General features: G+C 61.3%; 23 protein-coding genes. 10 read left to right on the top strand and 13 right to left on the bottom strand.

The genetic code is table 11. The annotated features are described in order from the left end of the window. Window positions 1-320: 320 nt before the first annotated feature. Complete coding sequence (locus D4A92_RS17475; protein WP_203016166.1) at window positions 321-1811, top strand: NAD(P)H-hydrate dehydratase; 1491 nt, start codon at window positions 321-323, stop codon at window positions 1809-1811. A 25-nt stretch (window positions 1812-1836) separates the two neighbouring features. Here D4A92_RS17475 and D4A92_RS17470 read toward each other — a convergent pair whose 3' ends face one another. From D4A92_RS17470 to uvrA, 5 genes are all read right to left on the bottom strand, one after another. After that, complete coding sequence (locus D4A92_RS17470) at window positions 1837-3498, bottom strand: Na/Pi cotransporter family protein (RefSeq protein WP_203016165.1); 1662 nt, start codon at window positions 3496-3498, stop codon at window positions 1837-1839. Between the two features lie 152 nt (window positions 3499-3650). Continuing rightward, window positions 3651-4454 carry a DUF72 domain-containing protein gene (locus D4A92_RS17465; protein WP_203016164.1) on the bottom strand — a complete coding sequence of 268 codons (804 nt, stop codon included), beginning with the start codon at window positions 4452-4454 and terminating at the stop codon, window positions 3651-3653. Continuing rightward, complete coding sequence (locus tag D4A92_RS17460; RefSeq protein WP_203016163.1) at window positions 4451-4708, bottom strand: hypothetical protein; 258 nt, start codon at window positions 4706-4708, stop codon at window positions 4451-4453. The genes D4A92_RS17465 and D4A92_RS17460 overlap by 4 nt, the downstream gene beginning before the upstream one ends. Further along, window positions 4705-5031: a DUF4258 domain-containing protein gene (locus D4A92_RS17455; protein ID WP_203016162.1), complete on the bottom strand. Its 327-nt coding sequence runs from the start codon at window positions 5029-5031 to the stop codon at window positions 4705-4707. The genes D4A92_RS17460 and D4A92_RS17455 overlap by 4 nt, the downstream gene beginning before the upstream one ends. 3 nt (window positions 5032-5034) lie before the next feature. Then, window positions 5035-7956, bottom strand: coding sequence for an excinuclease ABC subunit UvrA (gene uvrA, locus D4A92_RS17450; RefSeq protein ID WP_203016161.1), 2922 nt, complete (start codon window positions 7954-7956; stop codon window positions 5035-5037). Between the two features lie 268 nt (window positions 7957-8224). Between uvrA and D4A92_RS17445 the strand changes: the two genes are divergently transcribed. Next, a complete protein-coding gene (locus D4A92_RS17445) occupies window positions 8225-8770 on the top strand; it encodes a single-stranded DNA-binding protein (protein ID WP_006727710.1) in 546 nt (181 codons plus the stop codon). 123 nt (window positions 8771-8893) lie between these two features. Here D4A92_RS17445 and D4A92_RS17440 read toward each other — a convergent pair whose 3' ends face one another. After that, window positions 8894-9523, bottom strand: a complete 630-nt coding sequence (locus D4A92_RS17440; RefSeq protein ID WP_006727709.1) for a MarC family protein — start codon at window positions 9521-9523, stop codon at window positions 8894-8896. Between the two features lie 195 nt (window positions 9524-9718). Here D4A92_RS17440 and gyrA point away from each other — a divergent pair, with 195 nt between their 5' ends. Then, complete coding sequence (gene gyrA / locus D4A92_RS17435; RefSeq protein WP_203016159.1) at window positions 9719-12538, top strand: DNA gyrase subunit A; 2820 nt, start codon at window positions 9719-9721, stop codon at window positions 12536-12538. Between the two features lie 172 nt (window positions 12539-12710). On the opposite strand, the gene D4A92_RS25255 is transcribed toward gyrA, so the two are convergent. The 3 genes from D4A92_RS25255 to D4A92_RS17425 form a co-directional block, all read right to left on the bottom strand. Continuing rightward, window positions 12711-12845, bottom strand: a complete 135-nt coding sequence (locus D4A92_RS25255; protein WP_006727707.1) for a hypothetical protein — start codon at window positions 12843-12845, stop codon at window positions 12711-12713. A 59-nt stretch (window positions 12846-12904) separates the two neighbouring features. Then, on the bottom strand, window positions 12905-13057 hold the full coding sequence (locus tag D4A92_RS17430; RefSeq protein ID WP_157790736.1) for a hypothetical protein: 153 nt from the start codon (window positions 13055-13057) through the stop codon (window positions 12905-12907). An 83-nt stretch (window positions 13058-13140) separates the two neighbouring features. Then, the gene (locus D4A92_RS17425; protein ID WP_203016157.1) at window positions 13141-13299 is read right to left on the bottom strand and encodes a hypothetical protein; all 159 of its coding nucleotides are present in this window, start codon (window positions 13297-13299) and stop codon (window positions 13141-13143) included. Between the two features lie 210 nt (window positions 13300-13509). Here D4A92_RS17425 and coaD point away from each other — a divergent pair, with 210 nt between their 5' ends. From coaD to tgt, 5 genes are all read left to right on the top strand, one after another. Continuing rightward, complete coding sequence (gene coaD / locus D4A92_RS17420; protein WP_203016155.1) at window positions 13510-14004, top strand: pantetheine-phosphate adenylyltransferase; 495 nt, start codon at window positions 13510-13512, stop codon at window positions 14002-14004. Window positions 14005-14031: 27 nt separating this feature from the next. After that, the gene (locus D4A92_RS17415) at window positions 14032-14601 is read left to right on the top strand and encodes a peptidylprolyl isomerase (protein ID WP_203016148.1); all 570 of its coding nucleotides are present in this window, start codon (window positions 14032-14034) and stop codon (window positions 14599-14601) included. 40 nt (window positions 14602-14641) lie between these two features. Next, window positions 14642-15151: a peptidylprolyl isomerase gene (locus tag D4A92_RS17410; protein WP_203016146.1), complete on the top strand. Its 510-nt coding sequence runs from the start codon at window positions 14642-14644 to the stop codon at window positions 15149-15151. 93 nt (window positions 15152-15244) lie between these two features. Then, a complete protein-coding gene (queA, locus tag D4A92_RS17405) occupies window positions 15245-16339 on the top strand; it encodes a tRNA preQ1(34) S-adenosylmethionine ribosyltransferase-isomerase QueA (RefSeq protein ID WP_203016144.1) in 1095 nt (364 codons plus the stop codon). Between the two features lie 3 nt (window positions 16340-16342). Next, the gene (gene tgt / locus D4A92_RS17400) at window positions 16343-17473 is read left to right on the top strand and encodes a tRNA guanosine(34) transglycosylase Tgt (RefSeq protein ID WP_203016141.1); all 1131 of its coding nucleotides are present in this window, start codon (window positions 16343-16345) and stop codon (window positions 17471-17473) included. Between the two features lie 45 nt (window positions 17474-17518). Here tgt and D4A92_RS17395 read toward each other — a convergent pair whose 3' ends face one another. After that, the gene (locus D4A92_RS17395) at window positions 17519-17953 is read right to left on the bottom strand and encodes a DUF4864 domain-containing protein (protein WP_246753969.1); all 435 of its coding nucleotides are present in this window, start codon (window positions 17951-17953) and stop codon (window positions 17519-17521) included. Window positions 17954-18196: 243 nt separating this feature from the next. Here D4A92_RS17395 and D4A92_RS17390 point away from each other — a divergent pair, with 243 nt between their 5' ends. Both D4A92_RS17390 and D4A92_RS17385 read left to right on the top strand, forming a co-directional pair. Further along, window positions 18197-20683, top strand: coding sequence for a glycoside hydrolase family 3 C-terminal domain-containing protein (locus D4A92_RS17390; RefSeq protein ID WP_203016139.1), 2487 nt, complete (start codon window positions 18197-18199; stop codon window positions 20681-20683). A 104-nt stretch (window positions 20684-20787) separates the two neighbouring features. Next, window positions 20788-21549 carry a metallophosphoesterase gene (locus tag D4A92_RS17385; RefSeq protein WP_246753968.1) on the top strand — a complete coding sequence of 254 codons (762 nt, stop codon included), beginning with the start codon at window positions 20788-20790 and terminating at the stop codon, window positions 21547-21549. A 152-nt stretch (window positions 21550-21701) separates the two neighbouring features. On the opposite strand, the gene D4A92_RS17380 is transcribed toward D4A92_RS17385, so the two are convergent. From D4A92_RS17380 to metG, 3 genes are read right to left on the bottom strand one after another with little or no spacing between them, the layout of a single operon-like run. Beyond that, window positions 21702-22520, bottom strand: coding sequence for an MBL fold metallo-hydrolase (locus D4A92_RS17380; protein WP_203016132.1), 819 nt, complete (start codon window positions 22518-22520; stop codon window positions 21702-21704). 10 nt (window positions 22521-22530) lie between these two features. Further along, the gene (locus D4A92_RS17375; RefSeq protein WP_203016130.1) at window positions 22531-23316 is read right to left on the bottom strand and encodes a TatD family hydrolase; all 786 of its coding nucleotides are present in this window, start codon (window positions 23314-23316) and stop codon (window positions 22531-22533) included. A gap of 4 nt (window positions 23317-23320) precedes the next feature. Next, on the bottom strand, window positions 23321-24874 hold the full coding sequence (gene metG / locus D4A92_RS17370) for a methionine--tRNA ligase (RefSeq protein ID WP_203016128.1): 1554 nt from the start codon (window positions 24872-24874) through the stop codon (window positions 23321-23323). Window positions 24875-24964: the final 90 nt, after the last annotated feature.

Raw genomic sequence — 24964 nt, 5'->3', positions numbered from 1 at the left:
CAGGATGAGCCCCGCCCGCCGGGCTGGATGCAGGGAATGTGCCAGTTTTTCGCGAAAATCGCGCGAAAACCGACGCCTCCTCCGTCCGACAGGGCAAATCTCCTGCAAAATGACCGGAAAAGCCAGCCCGTTTCCTACAAAATATCGATTTTCGCCAATCTTTTTTCGGGCGCAGCGAAATCACTAAGCCGCTGGCCTCCTTGCGCAATTTGTTATGCGCAAGCCTTCAAAATAGGCATTTGCATAGAAAGACATCAATCTTCTCTGCCTAAAATCGTGCAGCGTTGCGCAAGGCGTGGATTGTGCTCTAACCTTGACCCATGACCCGCCCCAGCACCCAGCTCCACCCCGAGATCCTCTTGCCACCGGATGCCATGGCCCGCGTCGACGCGGCGGCCGCAAACTCGGGGATCGATAGCTTCGGGTTGATGTTGCGTGCGGGTGAGGCGGTCGCGGCAGCGGCACTTCGCCACTTTCCCGGGGCTCTTCGTTTCGTGATCCTGTGCGGGCCGGGAAACAATGGCGGCGACGGATATGTCGCGGCGTCGGCGCTGGCGCGGGCGGGTGCCGAGGTCTGCGTCTACAGTCTGGTGGAGACGGCGGCGCTCAAGGGAGATGCCGCGCGCGCGCAAGCCGCTTGTCCGCTTCCGGTGATGGCGATCGAGCGGTTCGAACCTAAGGCTGGCGAGGTGATCATCGATGCGCTGTTCGGTGCAGGACTGGCGCGTGATCTTCCTGCTACCGTGCAGGCACTCATCCGCAAGGTCCGCAAGGCGGGACTGCCCGTGCTGGCCGTTGACCTTCCCTCCGGCATCGATGGGGCCACGGGTGAGATCAGGGGCGAAGCCTTCGAGGCAAGTCACAGCGTGACTTTCATGGCCAGGAAGCCCGGTCATGTGCTGCTGCCCGGGCGACTTCATTGCGGGAGCCTCGAGGTTTTCGACATCGGCATTCCCCGGAGGATCGTCGGGGCTGAAGCTCGTTCGCTCTGGATCAACGGTCCTGCGATCTGGACAGGGCATGCTCGACACAGTTCGGCGCATGACCACAAATACCGCCGTGGCCATGTGACGGTGTTTTCCGGTCCGCAGACGGCGACGGGGGCAGGGCGCCTTTCTGCGCAGGCTGCTTTGCTGGCTGGAGCTGGACTGGTGACGCTTGCGTCGCCATCGGAGGCGCTCGCGACCAATGCCGCCCACCTGACGGCGGTCATGCTGAGCGCGATCGACGATGCGGGCGATGTGTCGGAATGGCTGGCCGACACGCGCCGCACCACGTTCGTGCTTGGCCCGGGTTTCGGTGATCGGCAGCGCGCCCGCGCGTTTGCGGAGATGATCGGCGAGGCCGGACGCAAGCTTGTCCTCGATGCCGACGGAATTACTGCTTTTGTGGGTGCTGCCGAACGGTTGAACGCCATCTTCGGTTCCGATGAGCCGCGGCTGGTCGTCACGCCGCATGAGGGCGAGTTTTCACGTCTTTTTCCGGAGATTGCAGCGGACCGCAGCCTGGGCAAGGTGGAAAAGGCACTCGCGGCGGCGAGGGCACTAGGCGGCATAGTCATCTACAAGGGAGCGGATACCGTGATTGCCGCGCCCGATGGGCGCGCAGCCGTCGAGGAAAAGGCGCCCGCGACCCTTGCAACGGCAGGATCGGGTGACGTGCTTGCCGGCATCATTGGTGCGAGGCTGGCTAATGGGATGCCGGCTTTCGAGGCGGCCTGTGCCGCTGTCTACCAGCACGGTCAGGCAGCGCTCCGTGCCGGTCGCACGCTAACGGCCGAAGACCTGATCATCCATATCCAGCCTGACTAGGCGTTAAGGACCCCCACCTCAGCGTTCAGAGCTCGGCCGGCTGCATGAGTCGGCTGCGCCGCAACATGCCTTCGCCCTCGAGAAGAGGATAGGCGATCGAGACGAAGAGGGAATTGATCTCCTTCAGATCGCGCATGGTGTCGATATGCAGCGAGCTCGATTCGAAACTTGCGGCATTGCCCTGACGCAGGCGCTGCAGATGACTCTCCTCGCTGATCTTCACCAGATTGCGGATCGCTTCCTTACGGGCGACAAGCTGGCGCGCATGCTCGAGATCGCGGGTGACGAGCAGGTTGAAGGCGAGATGGGCGTTCTGCACCACCTCGTTGTGCATGGCGCAGAGCTCTGCCCAGCCCTCGGCCGAGAAAGCGACGTTTCGCTCCTTCTTCTTGCGGGCGCGGGTCAGCATGTTCTGCGAGATGATGTCGGCTGCCTGCTCGATCTTGATCGTCGCGCCCAGGAGGTTCTGGCATTGCGCGGCCGAGGTCTGGTCGAGTGCCGTTGCGGAAATGCGGGCGAGGTAGAACTTGATGTCGCGATGGATCGTGTCGATCTGGTCGTCGAGCGTTTCAATCCGCTCCATCTTCTTTGGATCCCAATGCTCGAAGAGATCGAAGATACCGTCCAGCATGACTTCGGTCTTGTCGCAGACGGCCAGAACCTCGCGGGTCGCATTGGAGATCGCCTGCTGCGGATTGCCGAGATCCATAACGTTCAGGGCCGAAAGGCGATCGTCATTGGCCGGGCGCTCCTCGCTGCGGGCGAGCATGCGCTCCAGAAGGCTTGCCACGAGGCCGGCAAAGGGCAGGCCAAGGACCAGCACGGCGCCGTTCATCGCCAGATGCACCATGACGACGGCATCTCCGGGAAGGGCGGCAAAGACCGTCGGGCTGATCGCAAACACAAACTGGGCCGCGAGCGCGATCAAAGTCATCATCCCGCGGATCACGACATTGCCGAGCGGCACGATCCTGGCATTCGGCGCGGCATTCTTGGTCAGCAGTGCCGCGATAATGGCGGCGCCGAAATTGATGCCGAGCACCAGCGGAATGATCAGCGCATCCGGCAACAAATGCTGGTCAGCGAGCGAAGCGACCAGGAGGACGGCGGCGACACTGGAATGGAAGGCCCAGGCGAGCAGGGCCGCGAGCGCAAAGGCGCTGATCCAGTCGCTGGCGAGATAGTTGAAGAGAACGGGCAGGATCCGGCTCTCGCGCAGCGGCTCCGACGCCTCGCCAATCAGACGCAGCGATAAGAGGAGGAGGCCAAGGCCAAACAGGATGCGGCCGATCTGCCGCCAGCCGCGCGCCTCGGATGTCCGGAAGGCGACGGTGCCCGCAAGAAGCAGCACCGGAACGAGCAGCGAGAGATCGTAGCGCAGGATGCGCACGACGAAGGCTGAGCCGAAGTCGGCACCAAGAAGGGTCGCTACACCGATGGCCGGCAGCACATAACCGGCCGCCGAGAAGGACGAGACGATCAGGGCGACAGCGGTTGCACTTTGCAGCGCCACCGCGAACAGGAAGCCTGCGAAGGCCGCCGAAAAGCGGTTGCCTACGGCATGCCGGAGCTTGTCCTTCAAAACGCCGCCATAGGCGCGCTCGATCCCGGTGCGTACCATGCGGGTCGCCCAGAGAAGCAGCGCAACGGCGCCGGCGAGATGAATGAAGACGGCAATGCCCGACATGAAAGTGCCCCGAAAATTCGCAATGGTGGACGCGCACGTCCAAAACGGGAAGCATGCCGGCCGAGGTCGTGGTCTTGTCCGCGACTCTGCGACCGAGCCTAATCCAAATTCGCCATTGTCACAAATTGATGACTGTCAGTCGGCTGGAGTGCTCAACCGAGCTTCTTTTGCAGTTCCATCGCGCCGCGCGGTGCATTCACCTTGCCGCCGGAAATGAAGAAGGCAAAGACGTCGCGAGGTTTTTGCTCCGACTTCTGGTCTTTCGCAATCAGCGGGAGATCGTCGGGCACACCGCCTGCCGCATAGGTCTTCAGCCGTTCGGCCCAGGCATCGAGTTCCGCCGACGGGTAACAGGTAGGGGTCTCGTCCGTGCCCTCTTGCAGCCGTGCATAGACGAAGTCGGCGGTCGGATCGGCGAACATCGGATAGTCGTGATGATCGGCACAGACTGCGGCCACGCCATGGCGCCTCAGCATCTCGATGAATTCCGGTACCTGGAAGGAGGCATGACGCGGCTCGACGACATGGGTAAGGGCGCGGCCCTCCAGGGTCTTCGGCAGAAGCGCCAGAAATGCCTCGAAATCCTCGGGCTCAAACTTCTTCGTCGCCATGAACTGCCAGAGGATCGGCCCCAGATAATCCCCGAGTTCGGCAATGCCCTGGTTCACGAATTTCTCGATCGACGGACCGGCCTCGGCCAGCACCTTGCGATTGGTGCAATAGCGGCTTGCTTTCAGCGAAAAGACGAAACCATCCGGTACCTCCGATGCCCATTTGGCGAAGGTGGCCGGCTTCTGGCTGGAATAGTAGGTGCCGTTGACCTCAATCGCGGTCAGCTGACGGCTGGCATAGTCGAGCTGTCGCTTCTTCGGCAGATCGGAGGGGTAAAAGCTGTCGTCCCAGGGATCGAAGGTCCAGCCACCGATGCCCGTGCGGATCGTACCTGACTTTGTCATGGCTTGAATGCATCCTGTTCAGTTTCGCCAAATCCCGCGGTCTGGCCGACATCTTGAAGGATCAAGCGATAAACCCGGCCTTCACGCGCGGCGGCAGGCAGATCCCCACGTCGCAATGCCTCTCTCGCACGATCGAGTTTGCGGATCTCATCAAGGCCAACAGACAGCCCCCATGAACCGGCTGCATCATCCATCGTGACTAAAACCTCGACCGCGAAATCTCCCTCCCGCACCATCTGTACCGTCGTTGTCATCTCACGATCCTCCGCGAAAAATGATCCGTCCAACGATCCGGATCGGGACGATAGGCTGTCACCAGAACGGCAGGCTCTTGAGCGCCTGCCGGGAGGCCCCAAACCAGATGAATAGGCATTCCCTGTGTGTCGAACTGCAAGACCAGCACAGCAGGTCCCTTGAAATAATCATGATAGTCCTCGACGAGGATAGCCTCTGAAATCCCTTCGATCAGTGGCTCAATCAAAATACCATCGGCAATCAGCTTCTGTAACGCATGAGCAGAAACCCTTAGCTTTCTGTCGCCGACAAGGCTGACGATGCGCTGAAGTGTTTCGCTCATCCGTTACTCCGCCGCCTGCACCTTCTTCATCGGGCGCCGCTCCAGCAGCTCCTTGAGGAACTGCCCCGTATAGGACGCCTCGACCTTCACCACCTCTTCGGGCGTGCCCTGGGCGACGATCTGGCCGCCGCCATCGCCGCCTTCCGGGCCGAAGTCGATGATATAGTCGGCCGTCTTGATGACCTCGAGATTGTGCTCGATGACCACGACACTGTTGCCCTGGTTCACCAGTTCCTGCAGCATCTCCAATAGCTTGGCGACGTCGTGGAAATGCAGGCCGGTGGTCGGCTCGTCGAGAATGTAGAGCGTGCGGCCGGTCGAGCGCTTCGACAGCTCCTTGGCGAGCTTGACGCGTTGCGCCTCGCCGCCGGACAGCGTGTTCGCCTGCTGGCCGACCTTGATGTAGCCGAGGCCAACATCGAACAGCGCCTGCAGCTTGTCGCGCACCGCCGGCACCGCCTGGAAGAACTCGACACCTTCCTCGACCGTCATATCCAGCACGTCGGCGATCGACTTGCCCTTGAAGGTGACGTCAAGCGTCTCGCGGTTGTAGCGCTTGCCGTGGCAGACATCGCAAGTGACATAGACGTCCGGCAGGAAGTGCATCTCGATCTTGATCACGCCATCGCCCTGGCAGGCCTCGCAGCGGCCACCCTTGACGTTGAACGAGAAGCGCCCGGCCTGATAGCCGCGTGCCTTGGCTTCCGGAAGCCCGGTGAACCAGTCGCGGATCGGCGTGAAGGCGCCCGTATAGGTGGCCGGGTTCGACCTCGGCGTGCGCCCGATCGGTGACTGGTCGATGTCGATGACCTTGTCGATGAACTCGAAGCCGTCGATGCGCTCGTGCTCAGCCGGATTTTCGCGCGCACCCATGACGCGACGGGCCGCTGCCTTGTAGAGCGTCTCGATCAGGAAGGTCGACTTGCCACCACCGGATACGCCAGTGACTGCCGTGAACACGCCGAGCGGGATCGCCGCCGTGACGTTTTTCAGGTTGTTGCCTTTGGCGCCGACGACCTTGATCTGCTGCCCCTTTTTCGGCTTGCGCCGCTGGGCTGGGACGCTCACACCCATTTCGCCGGTGAGGTACTTGCCAGTCAGCGATTTCGGATTGGCCATCACGTCCTGCGGCGAGCCCTGAGCGATCACCTGCCCGCCATGAATGCCGGCTGCCGGGCCGATATCGACGACATAATCGGCGGTCAGGATCGCATCCTCGTCATGCTCGACGACGATCACGGTGTTGCCGATGTCGCGCAGGTGCTTCAGCGTGTCGAGCAGTCGCGCATTGTCACGCTGATGGAGGCCGATCGATGGCTCGTCCAGCACATAGAGGACACCCGTCAGGCCGGAGCCGATCTGCGATGCCAGACGAATGCGCTGGCTTTCGCCGCCTGACAGCGTGCCGGAATTGCGCGACATCGAGAGATAGTCGAGGCCGACGTCGTTGAGGAAGCGCAGGCGCTCGCGGATCTCTTTCAGGATACGTACGGCGATCTCGTTCTGCTTGTCGGTCAGCTTGGCCGGGAGGTCCTCGAACCACGAGCCGGCATTGCGGATCGCCATCTCGGTTACCTGGCCGATATGCAAGCCATTGATCTTGACGGCGAGTGCCTCCGGCTTCAGGCGGAAGCCGTTGCAGGCCGGGCAGGGGGCGGCCGACATGAAACGCTCGATCTCCTCGCGCGCCCAGGCGCTGTCGGTCTCCTTCCAGCGCCGCTCGAGGTTCGGCACGATGCCTTCGAAGGTCTTCGTCGTCGTGTAGGACCGTGCGCCGTCGGCATAATGGAAGTCGATCTTCTCTTCCGTGCCGTGCAGGATCGCCTTCTGCGCTGCTTCCGACAGGTCAGACCATTTCGAGGTCAGCTTGAAGCCGAAGGCCTTGCCCAGCGCTTCCAAGGTCTGGTTGTAATAGGGCGAGCTGGATTTGGCCCAGGGCGCGATCGCCCCGTCGCTCAGCTTGCGATGCACTTCGGGAACGATCAGCGCCTCATCGATCTTCTGCTGCGACCCGAGACCGTCGCAGGTCGGGCAGGCGCCGAAGGGATTGTTGAAGGAGAAGAGACGCGGCTCGATTTCCGGAATGGTAAAGCCGGAAACGGGGCAGGCAAATTTCTCGGAGAACAGGACGCGTTCGTGCGTTTCGTTCAGCGACTTGTTGGCCGAACCGCCGGCCGACGTTTCCTCCGGTGGCAGCGGCTTGTCTGCAAACTCGGCGACCGCCAACCCGTCGGCGAGCCTGAGGCAGGTTTCCAGACTGTCAGCCAGGCGGCTGGCGATGTCAGGGCGCACCACGACACGGTCGACCACTACGTCGATGTCGTGCTTGTATTTCTTGTCGAGCGTCGGCGCCTCGGCGATCTCGTAGAACTGCCCGTCGATCTTGACGCGCTGGAAGCCCTTCTTCATCAACTCGGCGAGTTCTTTTTTGTATTCGCCTTTTCGCCCGCGGATCATCGGGGCGAGGATGTAGAGGCGGGTGCCTTCCTCATAGGCGAGGATCCGGTCGACCATCTGACTAACGGTCTGGCTCTCGATCGGAAGGCCGGTTGCAGGCGAATAGGGCACGCCGACGCGGGCAAAGAGCAGGCGCATATAGTCATAGATTTCGGTGACCGTGCCGACCGTCGAGCGCGGATTGCGCGAGGTCGTCTTCTGCTCAATCGAGATCGCCGGCGACAGCCCCTCGATCTGGTCGACGTCGGGCTTTTGCATCATCTCGAGGAACTGACGGGCATAGGCCGAGAGGCTCTCGACGTAACGCCGCTGGCCCTCTGCATAGATCGTGTCGAAGGCGAGCGACGACTTGCCTGAGCCGGACAGCCCGGTCATCACGATCAGGCTGTTGCGCGGCAGATCGAGGTCGACGCCCTTCAGATTGTGCTCGCGCGCACCACGGATGGAAATGGTCTTGAGTTCGCTCATGTCAGGCTCTGATCGGCAAAGGGAAGGGGACTGTCCTTGGGAGAACTGTCCTTATGTAGGCAACGGCGCCGTTGAGTCGAGGCACAAGGCGCAATGGCTGCGGAATTTCGATTCTGTTGACAGGATCATAGAGAAATACTAGAACAAATAAAGAACATTTTCGCTGTGGATTTAAGCCCGTTACCACCCACTCGCTGCAGCGGATGGGATAAGGTGGCATTTGATTGGATTTTGAACGCCGCGGCGGCGCGGCAGTAAGGTGAGTGTCATGGCTGGTAGCGTCAACAAGGTCATTCTGATCGGCAATCTCGGTGCCGATCCCGAAATTCGCCGGACCCAGGACGGCCGGCCGATCGCCAACCTGCGCATCGCGACGTCGGAAACCTGGCGCGACAAGAACAGCGGCGAACGCAAGGAAAAGACCGAATGGCATTCGGTCGTGATCTTCAACGAAGGTCTCTGCAAGGTCGCCGAACAGTATCTGAAGAAGGGCTCGACCGTTTACATCGAAGGCCAGCTCCAGACCCGCAAGTGGCAGGACCAGAGCGGCGCCGACCGTTATTCGACGGAAGTCGTTCTGCAGGGCTTCAACGGCAATCTGACCATGCTCGGCGGTCGCGGTGATGGCGGCGGAGCCTCGCGTGGCGGCAATGACTTCGGCGGTGCCGATTACGGTGGCGGCGGTGGTGGCTATGACGGCGGTTACGGTTCGCCGGCGCCTTCGCGTGGCGGCGCGTCGGGCGGCGCAAGCCGTGGCGGCAGCGCTCCTTCCGGCGGCTTCTCACGTGACCTGGACGACGACATTCCGTTCTGAGAACCAGAGCGGACTTGATGAAAAATGGGGGCTACGGCCCCCATAATCGTTTGCGGTCGACGCTGGTTTGCAGTTCATTTCCGGAAGGGAGTTCGGCAATTGGCGAATTGCCTTCAGGGCTCGTCAGCCGGCGAAGGCGGACTTGATGCCGTCGACGACGAACTGGACCGAAAGCGCGGCCAGCAGCACGCCCAGCAGACGCGTCAGCAGCGCGCGGCCGGTCACGCCGAGGAACTTGTTGAGGCGTTCGGCAAGGTAGAGCGAGACGAGGACGAGGCCGAGCACCACGGCGATGACGGCAATCAGCTGCAGCTTGCCAAGCCAGCCTTCGACGGTTCCCGAGATCAGCACCGTCGCCGATATGGCTCCGGGGCCGGCGATCAGCGGAATGGCGAGCGGGAAGACCGCAAGGTTGTGGATGTGATCCTTGGTAATCGCGTCCCCTGTCGTCTTTTCTTTCCGCTCGTTGCGCTTCTCGAAGATCATCTCGAAGGCGATGGCAAACAGCATCAGGCCACCGGCGATGCGGAAGGCGCCCATGGAAATGCCGAGCGCGCTGAGGATGCTGGCGCCGAACAGCGCAAACACCGTCAGGATGGCGAAGCCCATCACGGAGCCGCGCAAGGCCACCTGCTGGCGCTGGGCGCGGGTCATGCCCTGGGTGAGGCCGAGAAAGAGTGGCGCAAGCCCTGGCGGGTCGACGGTGACCAGCAGGGTGGTAAAGGCGCTGATCATCGTTTCGGTCATTGCCATGGCGTGTCATTCTCCTGTTCGAGCGCCCATAAAGCCGAAGCGCTGGTAGGCTTGCAAGCGGCGCACCCAAGATATTGAGGAAAATGCCTTTCCGCAGCCGCAAAAGCCTGTTTATAACCGGGCTCGAAATTGGCGCTTTCGCGTATGTTCCGCTATAGATTTCCCAGTGATTCCGAACAGAGATCGTGACCTGATTTGACTGAGCAAAGCACTCCCGGCGGCGGCAAGTTCCCGCAAGGCATCGAGCCTATTTCCATCATGGAGGAAATGCAGCGGTCCTATCTCGATTACGCGATGAGCGTCATCGTGAGCCGCGCACTTCCCGATGTGCGTGACGGGCTCAAGCCCGTGCACCGCCGTATCCTTTACGGCATGAACGAGCTCGGCCTCGACTGGAACAAGAAATACGTCAAGAGCGCCCGCGTCACCGGTGACGTCATGGGTAAGTATCACCCGCATGGCGATGCTGCGATCTATGACGCGCTCGCCCGTATGGCGCAGCCCTGGTCGCTGCGCATGCCGCTCATCGACGGCCAGGGCAATTTCGGCTCTGTCGACGGCGACCCGCCGGCCGCCCAGCGTTACACGGAATGCCGCCTTCAGAAGGTCTCGCACGCGCTGCTCGACGACCTCGACAAGGAAACGGTCGATTTCCGCGACAACTATGACGGCACGATGTCGGAGCCGGTCGTCGTTCCCGCGAAGTTCCCGAACCTTCTGGTCAATGGGGCGGGCGGTATCGCCGTCGGCATGGCGACGAACATCCCGCCGCACAACCTGGTTGAGGTTCTCGACGGCTGCACGGCACTGATCGACAACCCGGCGATCGAACTGCCGGAACTGATGCAGATCATTCCGGGTCCCGACTTCCCGACTGGCTCGATGATCCTCGGTCGTTCGGGTATCCGGTCTGCTTATGAGACGGGCCGTGGCTCCGTGGTCCAGCGCGGTGTCGCCCGCGTCGAGCCCATGCGCGGCGACCGCGAGCAGATCATCATCACCGAGATTCCGTATCAGGTGAACAAGTCGACGATGATCGAGAAGATGGCCGAACTCGTGCGCGAAAAGCGCATTGAGGGCATCTCGGACCTCCGCGACGAATCCGACCGCGACGGCTACCGCGTCGTCATCGAGTTGAAGCGCGACGCCAATGCCGATGTCATTCTGAATCAGCTCTATCGTTACACTCCGCTGCAGACGTCTTTCGGCTGCAACATGGTGGCGCTGAATGGTGGTAAGCCGGAGCAGCTGACGCTACTCGACATGCTGCGCGCCTTCGTCAACTTCCGCGAGGAAGTCGTTAGCCGCCGCACGAAATACCTGCTGCGCAAGGCCCGCGAACGCGCGCATGTCTTGGTCGGTCTCGCGATCGCCGTCGCCAATATCGATGAAGTCATTGCGCTGATCCGCAAGGCGCCGGATCCGGCAACCGCGCGCGAGCAGCTGATGACGCGCCGCTGGCCGGCCCATGACGTGGAATCGCTGATCCGCCTGATCGACGATCCGCGTCACCGGATCAACGAGGACCTGACCTACAATCTTTCGGAAGAGCAGGCCCGCGCCATTCTCGAACTGCGTCTCGCTCGCCTGACGGCACTTGGACGCGACGAAATCGATGAAGAGCTGAACAAGATCGGCGCCGAGATTTCGGATTATCTCGACATCCTCTCGTCGCGTGTCCGCATCCAGCAGATCGTCAAGGATGAATTCAAGGCGATCCGCGATGAATTCGGCACGCCTCGTCGCACGCAGATCGTCGATGGCGGTCCCGATATGGACGACGAGGATCTGATCGCTCGTGAAGAGATGGTGGTCACCGTTTCGCATGCCGGCTACATCAAGCGCGTGCCTCTCACGACCTACCGTGCCCAGCGCCGCGGCGGCAAGGGTCGCTCTGGTATGGCGATGAAGGACGAGGATTTCGCGACCCGCCTGTTCGTCGCCAACACCCATACGCCGGTTCTGTTCTTCTCGTCGCGTGGCATCGTGTACAAGGAAAAGGTCTGGCGCCTGCCGATCGGCACGCCTACCTCGCGCGGCAAGGCGATGATCAACATGTTCCCGCTGGAGCCCGGCGAGCGCATCACCTCGATCATGCCGCTGCCTGAGGACGAGGCAAGCTGGGGCAATCTCGACGTCATGTTCTCGACGACCCGTGGCACGGTTCGCCGCAACAAGCTTTCGGACTTCATCCAGGTCAACCGCAACGGCAAGATCGCGATGAAGCTCGAGGAGGAGGGCGACCAGATCCTCGGCGTCGAGACCTGCACCGAACATGACGACGTGCTGCTGACGACGGCCCTTGGCCAGGCGATCCGCTTCCCGGTCGACGAAGTGCGCGTCTTTGCCGGCCGCAACTCGATCGGCGTGCGCGGCCTGACGCTGGCCGATGGCGACCGTCTGATCTCGATGACCATTCTTGCGCACGTCGATGCCGAACCATGGCAGCGTGCGGCCTATCTCAAGCGCTCTGCCGCCGAGCGTCGCGCCATGGGCGTCGACGAGGACGATATCGCTCTGGTTGGCGAAGAAGTCGGCGCCGAAGGCGAATTGTCGGAAGAGCGCTATCAGGAGCTCAAGGCCCGCGAGCAGTTCGTGCTGACGGTCTCTGAGAAGGGCTATGGCAAGCGCTCCTCGTCCTACGATTTCCGCACCTCGGGCCGTGGCGGCAAGGGCATCCGCGCCACCGACACGTCGAAGACTGCGGAGATCGGCGAATTGGTTGCGGCCTTCCCGGTCGAGGAGACAGACCAGCTTATGCTCGTCTCGGATGGCGGACAGCTGATCCGCGTGCCGGTCAATGGCATCCGCATCGCCAGCCGCGCCACCAAGGGCGTGACGATCTTCTCGACTGCGAAGGATGAGAAGGTTGTTTCGGTCGAGCGGATCACCGAGCCGGAAAGTGACGACGAGATCGCTGAGGCGGCAGAGAACGCCGAGGTTGACGCCGAGAGCACTATTGCTCCGGCTGAAGACGCAAGCGGCGAGGGCGGTAGCGAGACCCCGACGGAATGATGTTAAGCCGGCCCGCAAGGGCCGGTTTCTCCATTCGTCAATCGACAAACGAAAAGCCCGCCGGAACTTGGATCCGAGCGGGCTTTTTGCTGGAGGTCTGCATCAAGTTCGATGCGGTCTTATTTTGGGGCCGGCGTGTGGATCCACCGACTGTGACCGCTTGGGATCGGTCTCAGAATGCCTTGCGGCGCTCCATCATGGCCCGGAAATCGTCGTTTTCGCGCTTCAGTGCCGTGATCGCAGAGGCGACTGAGGCTACGAACATGCCGCTGATCAAAGCAGCCAGAACGGACAGGGTGATAAACATGTCATTCCTTTCTTTCTCAGCGTGGCGTTGCGTTTCTAGCGGCGAAAACTCACTTCCGATTAATGGCCGAAGCTATGGTAACGGGCCGTCATCGGGGGGCCGTAGAATGCAGCGTCACTGCTGTCCTTGACGTAAAAGGTTGCAGAGGTGGCAACCATGGCAGTCATCATCATCATCCATACGAGGTTGATCAGGGTAACCTTGTCATGCATTGCTTTAGTCCTTTGAATGCCGGCATTCGCTGCCGTAAAATGCTTGCGTGCGGAAATAGTTCCCGCACAGTGTAGGAAGAGGTTTATCGGGCGATGCCTGAAGTCCTCTTGAACGTCCTGTTCATCTGGCGTTCATCTTCGCAATCCAGCGGCGACTGCTCCATCCAGTCCCGTGCAACCATCAGTCCAAGTTCGATAAGCAGAGACGCAGCGATGGCGGAAGCGATCAGAAGAGCGAGCATGGGGACGTCCTTGGTCTGTCTCGGTTTGGTTGACGATACAAACCTATCGCGATTGGCCTGAAGCGCCCTTGAATGGCGCGTTCATCTGCGGTTCAGCGGTCTGGCCGGGTGCCCGGGTCGATGAAGGCGTGACAAAGGCCCGCTCTCAGAGTGCTTGCGATCAGCCGGCTTCCGTGACAAAAGGCGGGCGAAACCAACAGACGGGTTCTCATGGCGACCGCATTTTATCCTGGCTCTTTCGATCCGATGACCAACGGCCACCTGGACGTACTCGTTCAGGCGTTGAACATCGCCGATCGCCTGGTGGTCGCGATCGGGACGCATCCGGGAAAGACGCCGCTGTTCGCCTATGAAGAGCGCGCCGATCTGATCCGTGAATCACTGGCCGCGGTTCTGCCTGACAGGGCAGAGGACCTCGAGGTGGTGTCCTTTGCGGATCTCGCAGTCGATGCCGCCCGCCGGCATGGCGCGCGCATCATGGTGCGCGGCCTGCGCGACGGGACCGATTTCGACTACGAAATGCAGCTTGCCGGCATGAATGCGACCATGGCGCCCGACGTGCAGACCGTCTTCTTGCCGGCGGCCACCGCCTCGCGGCCCATAACGGCCACATTGGTTCGCCAGATCGCCGCAATGGGTGGCGATGTCAGTGCCTTCGTACCCGCGCCGGTGCTTGCCGCCCTCAATTCCAGATACGGCCGCTGAGCCGCAATTTTCAGAACGGGAGTGATCATGAAGCTCGTCCAACTCGCAACCGCATTTCTCCTGGCTGTAGCCGGCTTCGGCTCCGCCCAGGCTCAGTCCAACGAGGACTTCCTGACCATCCAGCTGAAGGACGGCCCGGTCGTGATCCAGCTGATGCCTGACGTTGCACCGAAGCATGTCGCACAGATCAAGGAACTCGCTTCCAAGGGCGAATACGACAATGTCGCCTTTCACCGCGTGATCGAGGGCTTCATGGCCCAGACCGGTGACGTACAGTTCGGCGACATGGAAAACGGCTTCGAGCCTGGTCGTGCCGGCACCGGCGGTTCGAGCCTGCCCGACATCGAAGCTGAATTCTCGAGCGTTCCCTTCGAGCGCGGCACGGTCGGCATGGCGCGCAGCCAGGACCCGAACTCTGCCAATTCGCAGTTCTTCATCATGTTTGCCGAAGGCGGCTTCCTGAACGGCCAGTACACGGTCGTCGGCAAGGTCGTGTCCGGCATGGAATATGTCGACAAGATCAAGCGCGGCGAAGGCGGCAACGGCGAAGTCACTGATCCGGACCGCATGGTCAAGGTCACTGTCGGCCGCAATTGATATCAAAAGGGCTCAACGCCCCAATCCAAGGAGAAACACCATGGCCGAGATCAAGGATCCGGAAAACACCATCCTGATGGAAACCACCAAGGGTAAGGTCGTCATCGCGCTCTTCCCGGATCTGGCCCCTGGCCATGTCGCCCGCATCAAGGAACTGTCGCGTGAAGGCGCCTATGACGGCGTTGTCTTCCACCGCGTCATCCCTGACTTCATGGCGCAGACCGGCGACGTGAAGTTCGGCAAGAAGGGCGGCTCGGACTTCAACCCTGGCCGCGCCGGCATGGGCGGCTCGGACAAGCCGGACCTGAAGGCCGAATTTTCGGCCACGCCGCATGTTCGCGGCACCTGCTCCATGGCGCGCTCGCAGAGCCCGAACTCGGCCAACTCGCAGTTCTTCGTCTGCTTCACCGATGCACCGTGGCTCAACAAGCAGTACTCCGTTTGGGGCCAGGTCATTGAAGGCATGGACGTCATCGACCAGATCAAGAAGGGCGAGCCAGTGGCCGATCCCGATTCGATCGTCTCGATGAAGGTTGCCGCCGACGCCTGATCGGCTTAAAGCCACCCCAAGCCCGCCTCGGTGCAACGGCACCCGGGCGGGTTTTCGCGTTTAGACCCGCCAAGCCAGACCTGATGGAAAGCGATGCGTGTAGATCTCTTCGATTTCGACCTGCCGGACGACAATATTGCGCTAAGGCCCGCAAGCCCGCGCGATCATGCGCGTTTTCTCGTGGTGCGTCCCGATGCCGACCCGATCCTTGAAGACCGTCACGTCTATGATCTCTCGGCCTTCCTGAGGCCCGGTGATGCGCTTGTGTTTAACGATACCAAGGTCATTCCGGCCCAGCTCGAGGGCATCCGACATCGGGAAGGCGCCGAAGAGATCGCCGTCTCCTGCACGCTGCATATGCGGGTCGGAGCCTCCAGATGGAAGGCCTTTGCCAAGCCCGGCAAGCGTATCAAGCAGGGTGACCGCATCCATTTTGGTGTGGGGCAGGGCGATAGCGCGGCCTGCCTTACAGGTTCGCTCGTCGCAACCGTCGCCGAAAAGGGGGAGGCGGGCGAAATCGAACTCGCCTTCGATCTCTCGGGCCCGGATCTCGATCAGGCGATCGCGACGGTTGGCCACATCCCGCTTCCGCCCTATATCGCCGCCAAGCGGCCGGAGGACGAAAAGGATCGCGCCGACTACCAGACGATCTATGCCCGCGAAGAGGGCGCGGTTGCTGCCCCGACCGCCGGCCTGCATTTCACACCGGATCTCTTCGCCAAACTCGACGCCGCCGGTATCGAACGTCATTTCGTGACGCTGCATGTCGGCGCCGGCACCTTCTTGCCGGTCAAGGCTGATGATACCGCCGAGCACAAGATGCACGAGGAAATCGGCCATATCGACGCGAAGACGGCCGCGGCCCTGAATGCGGTGCGCGCGCGCGGTAATCGTATCATCGCCGTCGGCACGACCTCACTACGCCTGCTGGAGAGTGCCGCCGAAGACAATGGACACATTCCCGCCTGGTCGGGTGCAACCGGCATCTTCATCACGCCCGGCTATCGCTTCAAGGCGGTGGACCTGCTGATGACCAATTTCCACCTGCCCAAATCCACGCTCTTCATGCTGGTGTCCGCCTTTGCCGGCCTCGACACGATGCGCCAGGCTTATGCCCACGCCATCGAGACCGGCTACCGCTTCTACTCCTATGGCGATTCCAGCCTTCTCTTCCGGAAAGACGACTGACCGATGTCCGAGAATTTTACCTTCAATCTCAAGGCCACCAGTGGCAAGGCGCGCCTCGGCGAGATCACCATGCCGCGCGGCACGATCCGCACGCCGGCCTTCATGCCTGTTGGAACCGTCGGCACGGTCAAGGCGATGTATCTTGATCAGGTGAAGGAAGGCGGTGCCGACATCATCCTCGGCAATACCTATCACCTGATGCTGCGCCCCGGCCCGGAACGCGTCGCCCGCCTCGGCGGCCTGCATGAACTGATCCGCTGGCCCGGCCCGATCCTGACCGACAGCGGTGGTTTCCAGGTCATGTCGCTGTCGGGCCTGCGCAAGCTCGACGAGCAGGGCGTGACCTTCAAGAGCCATGTCGATGGTTCGCTACACCACATGTCGCCGGAGCGCTCGATCGAGATCCAGGGCCTGCTCGACAGCGACATCCAGATGCAGCTCGACGAATGCGTGGCGCTGCCGAATGAGCCGCGCGAGATCGAACGCGCCATGGAACTGTCGCTGCGCTGGGCCGAACGTTGCCGCGTGGCCTTCGGCAACCAGCCCGGCAAGGCCATGTTCGGCATCGTCCAGGGCGGTGACCAGCCGGCTCTGCGCATCCGCTCGGCGGAAGGCCTGAAGCAGCTCGATCTGAAGGGTTACTCCATCGGCGGTCTTGCCGTCGGAGAACCCCAGGCCGTCATGCTCGACATGCTGCGCATCACGCTGCCAGTGCTTCCCACCGAAAAGCCGCGTTACCTCATGGGGGTCGGAACGCCCGACGATATGCTGAAATCGGTCGCCGAAGGCATCGACATGTTCGACTGCGTCATGCCGACCCGCTCCGGCCGCCATGGTCTCGCCTTCACCCGACGCGGCAAGGTCAATATCCGCAATGCCCGCCACGCTGAAGACATGCGCCCGCTCGACGAGCAGTCGTCCTGCCCGGCGACCCGCGACTACTCGCGCGCCTATCTGCATCACCTCGTGCGTTCCAATGAAGCGCTCGGCGGGATGATCTTGTCCTGGAACAACCTCAGCTACTATCAGGAACTGATGCAAGGCATCCGCCAAGCGATCGCGGAAGACCGCTTCGAGGACTTCAAGGCGGAGACTATCGAGATGTGGGCACGCGGCGATATCGACCCGGTCTGATCTACGTCAGGGCAGGGCGGTCATGCCGCCCACCCATCTGTCAGATCAGATCCCCTGACTGTTGGTTTCGCGTTTGATGCGGACACCGTTGATGGCGAACTGCCCATCGCGCTGGCGCTTCAACTCGTAATAGACGGCCCAGTCCTTGCCGTCAGGCGCCGAGATCAGCACTTCCTGATAGGCGACCGTGCCGTCGGGTGAGACCTGGTTACGGCCAAAGGCGTAGTTGCCGGGACGGTAGACGGGGCCATAGCTCTTCTTCACCATTTCGAAGAAGCGTTCGGCATTGGGAAAGACCGACTTGATCTCCGGCGAGGCAAAGGAATAGGCGGTCGTCGCGTCATCGTTGAGGAAGGCTGCGATCTGCTGCTCGATCACATCCTTTGCGAGGCCTGCGACCTCGGTTTTCACATCCTGCTGGGCAATGGCCGGGGCAGCGAGCAGGCCGGCCGTGAGAAATAGGGCAACTCCAATCCGCATGCGCATCATCATCCCCTTGTTTCAGGAAGTCCGAAATAAAAGGATAGGCCGATTCGCCGGGACGAAAAGGCCTGATGACAATTTGATGTCGCTTATCGCGATATCGTGAGTAGAGGCGCACGGTTCACCCTGCCCAAGGCTGGACAAGGCACGCCGAAAACCGCTTTAAAGCAGAACAGATAACCGCGGTTGCAACGTGGCCGCGAGCAATACTGACTGCTTAGCGTGACGAGGAGCCTTGCGATGATTGACGACCTGCTCGACCAGATGACACTCGAAGAGCAGGTTGCACTGCTGGCGGGCGCTGATTTCTGGACCACGGTTGCTGTCGAACGCCTCAGCATTCCCAAGATCAAGGTGACCGACGGCCCGAATGGCGCACGCGGTGGTGGATCGCTGGTCGGCGGCGTCAAATCCGCATGCTTCCCCGCAGCCATCGGCATCGGCGCCAGCTGGAACCCCGAGCTGGTGCGCGAAATGGGCGTGGCACTGGCTGAAGAAGCGAAGACAAAGAGCGCGCGGGTCCTTCTCGCGCCGACCGTCAACATCCACCGCTCTGGCCTCAATGGCCGCAACTTCGAATGCTATTCGGAGGACCCGATGCTGACCTCGGCGCTGGCGGCCGCCTATATCGAGGGGGTGCAGTCGCAGGGCATCGCTGCCACAATCAAGCATTTCGTCGCCAATGAAAGCGAGATCGAGCGGCAGACCATGTCGTCGGATCTCGACGAGCGCACTCTGCGCGAGATCTACCTGCCGCCCTTCGAGGCGGCTGTGAAAAAGGCCGGCGCCTGGGCGATCATGTCCTCCTACAACCGGTTGAACGGTGTCTGGACCAGCGAAAATCACTGGCTGCTGACCGAACTGCTGCGCGAGGAATGGGGCTATGACGGTATCGTCATGTCCGACTGGTTCGGCTCTCATACGACAGAAGCCTCTGTTATCGGCGGGCTCGATCTCGAGATGCCCGGTCCGACGCGCGATCGCGGAGAAAAACTGGTGACTGCCGTCCGCGAGGGCATAGTGCCGGCCGAAACCGTCAAGGCCGCCGCGCGCCGCGTTCTGTTGCTGCTTGAGCGCGTCGGAGCATTCGAAGACCCGAAGATGGAAGAAGAGAAGGCCATCGATCGCCCCGAACACCGCGCGCTCATCCGCAAACTTGGCGCCGAGGGCATGGTTCTCTTGAAGAATGACGGCATCCTGCCGCTCGACAAATCCGCCCTCGACCATATCGCGGTGCTCGGCCCGAACGCCGCCGAACCGCGCGTCATGGGCGGCGGCAGCGCCCAGATCAACGCGCATTACAAGGTGAGCCCGCTCGAGGGCATTCGCACAGCCTTGTCGGGTACCAATCGGGTCATGCATTTGAAGGCTTGCCGCAACAATCGCCTAACGCAGATGATCAGGGGCGAGGTGTCCGTCGACTTCTACCATGGCCGTGACTGGTCCGGCCCGGTCGTGCAGCGCTCCACGGCCGAGGAAAGCCAGTTCTTCTGGCTCGACATGCCGGATGCATCCCTCGACCCTCGGAATTTCTCGGCGCGCATCACCACGCGCTTCCGCCCAGAGGAGACCGGCAACCATATCTTCGGCCTGACCAATGCGGGCTTTGCCAAGCTCTATGTCGACGGTGAACTTGTGGTGGATGGCGAGACCGGCTGGGCGAAAGGCGACAATTTCTTTGGTCTCGGCAATTCGGAAGTCCGCGTCGAGAAGGTCCTCGACTTCGGGGACACCTATGAGATCCGCGTCGATTACCGCGCCATGCCCGAGGGTCATGAGGGCATCGAGATCCGTGCCCTGCGCTTCGGCGTTGAACTCCCGACGTCCGATGCGGCGATCGCAGAAGCCGTCGAGCAAGCCAAGGCCTGCGACGTCGCCATCCTCGTCGTCGGGCGGGAAGGGGAGTGGGATACTGAAGGCCTCGACCTGCCCAACATGCGCCTGCCCGGACGGCAGGAGGAACTGATCGAGAAGGTCGCAGCCGTCAATCCGCGCACCGTTGTCGTCCTCCAGACCGGCGGCCCGGTCGAAATGCCATGGCTCGACAAGGTGTCGGCCGTCATCCAGGCCTGGTATCCGGGCCAGGAGGCCGGCAACGCGATCGCCGACGTGATCTTTGGCGATGCCGAACCTGGCGGGCGCCTGCCGCAGACCTTCCCGCAGCGTCTTTCCGACAATTCCGCCATGACAGGTGATCCCAGAACGTATCCGGGTGAAAACGGCCATGTCGCCTACACGGAAGGCCTTGCGGTCGGCTATCGCCACCACGATGCTGATGGCGAAAAGCCGCTCTTCCCATTCGGTTACGGCCTGTCCTACACGACATTCGCCTGGTCCGTGCCGCGTGCCTCGAGCGTCGATATGGGGGCCGACGGCGTTGCTATCGAAATCGAAGTGACGAACACAGGCGACCGGGCAGGGGCCGAACTGGTCCAGCTTTACGTCAAGCCAAAGGCGTCGCGCCTGCTGCGTCCGGTCAAGGAACTGAAGGCCTTCGCCAAGTTGCATGTCCCGGCCGGCGAGACTGCGACGGCAAGGCTTTCGGTCGCCGTCCGCGACCTCGCTTACTTCGATCCGCAAGCCCGCGCCTGGATTGCCGAAGCCGGCGAATACGAAATCGTCATTGCCGCCAATGCCGAGGATATCCGCGCCACGCTGCCGCTGACATTGGCCAGCGAGTGGCGGGAAGGGGTGTCGGCCCCGCCTCTGCCTGCGGTCGTCGACTAAAGCGACACGCGATGCGGCGCAGAGATCGAGCGCTCCGCCGTCTCTTGCCGTGCCGTGAAATTCGATTAGAAGGCCATCATGTCTTCGAAATCGCAGCGGATCCCATGAGTATGCGCCTCTTCCTCGGATCCGATTTTCACGTCGATTACCGTCACAACCTCAACTGGCTGCGAGCGCTGTCCCGCGCCGATTTCACCGATGACGTGCTCATCGTCGCCGGCGATCTCTCCGACGAACTCGATCTCGTCAAAGCCAGTTTCGACGAACTCGTGCCGCGCTACGCCAAGATTCTCTTTCTCCCCGGCAATCACGATCTGTGGACAGCGCGAAGCGGGAAGGGGCCGTCCTTCGAGAAATTCGAAACGCTGAATGCCCTCTGCCACGGCTACGGTATCGAGACCCGACCGGTCGCCATCGGCAAGACCCTGATCGTGCCGCTGCTCGCCTGGTATGATTATTCCTTTGGCGAGCCAGGTCCGACCATCAGCCGCGGCTGGATGGACTTCTACAAGTGCAACTGGGAAGGCTTGCAGCCGCCCGAGGTCGCGGCCCGTTTCGACGCAATGAATGTGATGCCGGACACATCGGGCTTCGATGCCGTCTACAGCGTCTCTCATTTCGTGCCGCGCATCGATCTGATGCCGGCTCGTTATCCCGAGAAGCACAAGGCGCTGTTTCCCGTGCTCGGCACAGACCGCCTGGAGCGCCGCATTCGTTCGCTTGGATCCTCGAAGCATTTCTATGGCCACAGCCATCTGAACCGCAACAAGGAGATCGACGGCGTCACCTACATCAACAGTGCCTTCGGCTATCCCAAGGAAACCGAGATCTCGGCAAAGACCATCCTGCAGGTCGCTGATCTCTGAGCGCGGGGGAAAGCCAGACCGAGCCTCAACCTTACAAACAAAGATCGCATAAGATAGATTATGGAACTAAAGCACATGCCGTGGCGGGGCTTAGACTGGCCACAATGCATTGAATATCGCTGCCTCGCAGCGAACTCAGCATCTCAGAAAACTCAGATATCCAATTCAAATTCCACGGCAAACTGGTCATAGCCTGGCTCGACATGCGGCGGCGTCTCACCCATCACGGTTTCATAGTCGAGCGGCGTATGCATATGCGTGAGAACCGCATGTTTCGGCGCCAGACGCTCGATCCAGCCGAGTGCCTGTTCGAGCGATAGATGGCTCGGATGCGGCCGGTACTGCAGCGCGTCGATGTAAAGCAGCTCAAGGCCTGATAGCTTGGCGACCGTCTCTTCGGGAAAGTCAGAGACATCGCAACAATACGCCACATTACCGATGCGAAACCCAAGCGATATGATGTCACCATGCTGCTGTACGAGCGGCATGAGCTCGATCGCTCCACCGGCGCCATCTATGACGATAGGCTGGTCCATATCGTCGACAATGACCGGCGCAACGATCGGCGGATAGCTGCTGCCGACCGGGGTCTTCAGGCAATAGCCGAAACCTTCCTCGATACGGGCCATCGTCGCGGGTTCCGCATAAATCGGGATCCGGTTCTTTTGGGTGATGAAATAGCCTCTGACATCGTCGATGCCATGCAGATGGTCGGCATGCGCATGGCTGTAGACGACGGCATCGAGACGCTCTACCTTGGCGCGGATCATCTGCTCGCGAAAATCCGGGCCTGTGTCGACGACGACGGTCGTCTTGCCGCCATCGGGCCCGATCTGTTCGATCAAGAAGGACGCGCGTGTCCGCCGGTTGCGCGGATTTTCAGGGTCGCAATTGCCCCAGTCGCCGTTGATCCTGGGGACACCGGGAGACGAGGAACAACCGAGCAGCGTGAACCGGCGCGTGACCTGCATCAGGGTTCCCTCAGCCCAACCTGGGCATCTTGGAAAAGCAGCGGAAGGCGTTCTCTGTCGTCACGTCTGCCATCTCCGCGTAGCTCACGCTCTTGACCTCGGCCAGAACCTCCGCCGTGTTGACCACATAGGACGGTTCGTTGCGTTTTCCACGCCAACGCTTTGGCGCGAGATAAGGCGCGTCGGTTTCGACCAGCAACCGGTCCATCGGCACCGACTTTGCGATCTCGCGCAGCTCCTCCGACTTGGGGAAGGTGACGATGCCGGAGAAGGAGACATAGCCACCAAGCGCTACGCCGGTATCCGCAAGCGCCTGACCGGACGAGAAGCAGTGCAGGATAAAGGGGAAGGCGCCCTTCCCTGTTTCTTCGGTCAGGATGGCAGCCATGTCCTCGTCGGCACTGCGGCTATGGATGACGAGCGGCAGCCCCGTGCGCCGTGCCGCCTCGATATGGCGGATCAGGCCCGTCTTCTGGTCTTCGGGCTTCTGGGTGTCGTAGAAGTAGTCGAGCCCGGCCTCACCGATCGCCACGATCTTGTCGTGGCTTTCCGCCAGCCGGACCAGCTCGTCCGCCGTCACATCCAGTTCGTCGCCGGCATTGTTCGGATGCGTACCGACTGAGCAGAAGACGCTCGGATAGCGCTCGGCCAGAGCCAGCAGCGTAGGAAGCTTGCGAACCCGCGTGGAGATCGTCACCATCTGTTTCACGCCCGCCTGATGCGCCCGCGTGACAAGCTCGTCACGCTCGCTGTCGAAGTCGGCGAAGTCCAGATGGCAATGGGTATCGATCAGCATCGTCTCACGCCTTGCCCGCGTCCGGAGCGACATAACGCGGATAGACCGGCGACGGTGCCGGCAGTTCCGTGCCTGGCTGCAGCCGACCGGCAGCACCAAGCTTGGCGAAGACGCGGTTTTCCTCGGCCACGGCGACCAGATCGAGGATCTTTGCCGAGGTTTCCGGCATGATCGGCTGGAACAGGATCGCGATCTGGCGCACGACATCAGCGGTCACATAGAGCACCGTGCCCATGCGCGCCTCGTCGGTCTTCTTCAGAACCCAGGGTGCCTGTGCTGCGAAATAGCGGTCGGCCTCGTTGACGATGTTGATGATGGCGGCGACCGCCTTGTGGATCTGCTGCTTACCCATTTCCTCGCGGCAGATGTCGATCGCCTCGTCGGCAATCTTCAGGATTGCCTCGTCTTCAGCGGTGAGCGGACCGGGTGTCGGCACCCTGCCCTCGCAGTTCTTGTTGATCATCGACAGGGAGCGCGAGGCGAGATTGCCGATGCCGTTTGCGAGGTCGGCATTGATACGTGTGCCGATGCCATCTTCCGAATAGCTTCCGTCCTGGCCGAAGGAGACTTCGCGCAGGAAGAAATAGCGCACCTGGTCGAGACCGAAATGGTTCACGAGATTGACAGGATCGACGACATTGCCGAGCGACTTCGACATCTTTTCACCCTTATTGAGCAGGAAGCCATGGGCATAGACGCGCTTCGGCAGCGGCAGGCCCGCCGACATCAGGAAGGCCGGCCAGTAGACGGCGTGGAAGCGGATGATGTCCTTGCCGATGATATGCACGTCAGCCGGCCAGTATTTGGCACGCGGGCCGTTCTGATCTTCGACATACCCGGTCGCGGTGATGTAATTGGTGAGCGCATCGACCCAGACATACATGACATGCTTGTCGTCGCCGGGCACCTTGATGCCCCAGTCGAAGGTCGTGCGTGAGATCGACAGATCCTTGAGGCCCGACTTGACGAAGGAGATCACCTCGTTACGGCGCTCGTTCGGGCCGATGAAATCCGGCTGGTCCTCGTAGAGTTTCAGAAGCTTGTCTTCATAGGCAGAGAGCTTGAAGAAATAGCTTTCCTCTTCCACCCATTCGACCGGCGTGCCTTGCGGACCGTAGCGCACGCCGTCAGCACGCAGCTCGGTTTCCTCTTCCTGGTAATAGGCTTCGTCGCGCACCGAATACCAGCCAGCATAACCGCCCTTGTAGACGTCGCCGTTCTTCTCCATCCGGCGCCAGACTTCCTGCACCGTCTCGTGATGGCGCTTTTCGGTCGTGCGGATGAAGTCGTCGTTCGAGGAATTGAGGAGCTTGCCCATCTCGCGGAATTCGTTGGAGTTCCGCTCGGCAAGTTCCTCCGGCGAAATGCCCTCGGCGCGCGCCGTCTGCTGCATCTTCTGCCCGTGTTCGTCCGTGCCCGTCAGAAAGAACACGTCCCGACCGTCGAGCCGCTGAAACCGCGCCATGGCGTCGGTCGCGATCAGCTCATAGGCGTGGCCGATATGCGGCTTGCCGTTCGGATAGGAGATGGCAGTCGTGATGTAGAAGGGATCGCTCATGGCTTCTTGTTGTCTTTTCGTCGGTTGCGATTGTCGTGTGCTGTTGTCTCGGAGCCTGACCATGGCGGCGCGGAGCGGCCTGCCATGAAC

This window comes from Rhizobium rosettiformans (assembly GCF_016806065.1).
GTDB lineage: Bacteria > Pseudomonadota > Alphaproteobacteria > Rhizobiales > Rhizobiaceae > Allorhizobium.
Note: the sequence above shows the minus strand (reverse complement) of the source record. Positions and strands in the feature narration are given on the sequence as shown.

Excerpts from the sequence above, each read along its gene's own strand:
- D4A92_RS17475 (WP_203016166.1), top strand. The coding sequence starts at position 321 with ATGACCCGCCCCAGCACCCAGCTCCACCCCGAGATCCTCTTGCCACCG.
- D4A92_RS17470 (WP_203016165.1), bottom strand. The coding sequence starts at position 3,498 with ATGTCGGGCATTGCCGTCTTCATTCATCTCGCCGGCGCCGTTGCGCTG.
- D4A92_RS17465 (WP_203016164.1), bottom strand. The coding sequence starts at position 4,454 with ATGACAAAGTCAGGTACGATCCGCACGGGCATCGGTGGCTGGACCTTC.
- D4A92_RS17460 (WP_203016163.1), bottom strand. The coding sequence starts at position 4,708 with ATGACAACGACGGTACAGATGGTGCGGGAGGGAGATTTCGCGGTCGAG.
- D4A92_RS17455 (WP_203016162.1), bottom strand. The coding sequence starts at position 5,031 with ATGAGCGAAACACTTCAGCGCATCGTCAGCCTTGTCGGCGACAGAAAG.
- uvrA (WP_203016161.1), bottom strand. The coding sequence starts at position 7,956 with ATGAGCGAACTCAAGACCATTTCCATCCGTGGTGCGCGCGAGCACAAT.
- D4A92_RS17445 (WP_006727710.1), top strand. The coding sequence starts at position 8,225 with ATGGCTGGTAGCGTCAACAAGGTCATTCTGATCGGCAATCTCGGTGCC.
- D4A92_RS17440 (WP_006727709.1), bottom strand. The coding sequence starts at position 9,523 with ATGGCAATGACCGAAACGATGATCAGCGCCTTTACCACCCTGCTGGTC.
- D4A92_RS25255 (WP_006727707.1), bottom strand. The coding sequence starts at position 12,845 with ATGTTTATCACCCTGTCCGTTCTGGCTGCTTTGATCAGCGGCATGTTC.
- D4A92_RS17430 (WP_157790736.1), bottom strand. The coding sequence starts at position 13,057 with ATGCATGACAAGGTTACCCTGATCAACCTCGTATGGATGATGATGATG.
- D4A92_RS17425 (WP_203016157.1), bottom strand. The coding sequence starts at position 13,299 with ATGCTCGCTCTTCTGATCGCTTCCGCCATCGCTGCGTCTCTGCTTATC.
- coaD (WP_203016155.1), top strand. The coding sequence starts at position 13,510 with ATGGCGACCGCATTTTATCCTGGCTCTTTCGATCCGATGACCAACGGC.
- D4A92_RS17415 (WP_203016148.1), top strand. The coding sequence starts at position 14,032 with ATGAAGCTCGTCCAACTCGCAACCGCATTTCTCCTGGCTGTAGCCGGC.
- D4A92_RS17410 (WP_203016146.1), top strand. The coding sequence starts at position 14,642 with ATGGCCGAGATCAAGGATCCGGAAAACACCATCCTGATGGAAACCACC.
- queA (WP_203016144.1), top strand. The coding sequence starts at position 15,245 with ATGCGTGTAGATCTCTTCGATTTCGACCTGCCGGACGACAATATTGCG.
- tgt (WP_203016141.1), top strand. The coding sequence starts at position 16,343 with ATGTCCGAGAATTTTACCTTCAATCTCAAGGCCACCAGTGGCAAGGCG.
- D4A92_RS17395 (WP_246753969.1), bottom strand. The coding sequence starts at position 17,953 with ATGCGGATTGGAGTTGCCCTATTTCTCACGGCCGGCCTGCTCGCTGCC.
- D4A92_RS17390 (WP_203016139.1), top strand. The coding sequence starts at position 18,197 with ATGATTGACGACCTGCTCGACCAGATGACACTCGAAGAGCAGGTTGCA.
- D4A92_RS17385 (WP_246753968.1), top strand. The coding sequence starts at position 20,788 with ATGAGTATGCGCCTCTTCCTCGGATCCGATTTTCACGTCGATTACCGT.
- D4A92_RS17380 (WP_203016132.1), bottom strand. The coding sequence starts at position 22,520 with ATGCAGGTCACGCGCCGGTTCACGCTGCTCGGTTGTTCCTCGTCTCCC.
- D4A92_RS17375 (WP_203016130.1), bottom strand. The coding sequence starts at position 23,316 with ATGCTGATCGATACCCATTGCCATCTGGACTTCGCCGACTTCGACAGC.
- metG (WP_203016128.1), bottom strand. The coding sequence starts at position 24,874 with ATGAGCGATCCCTTCTACATCACGACTGCCATCTCCTATCCGAACGGC.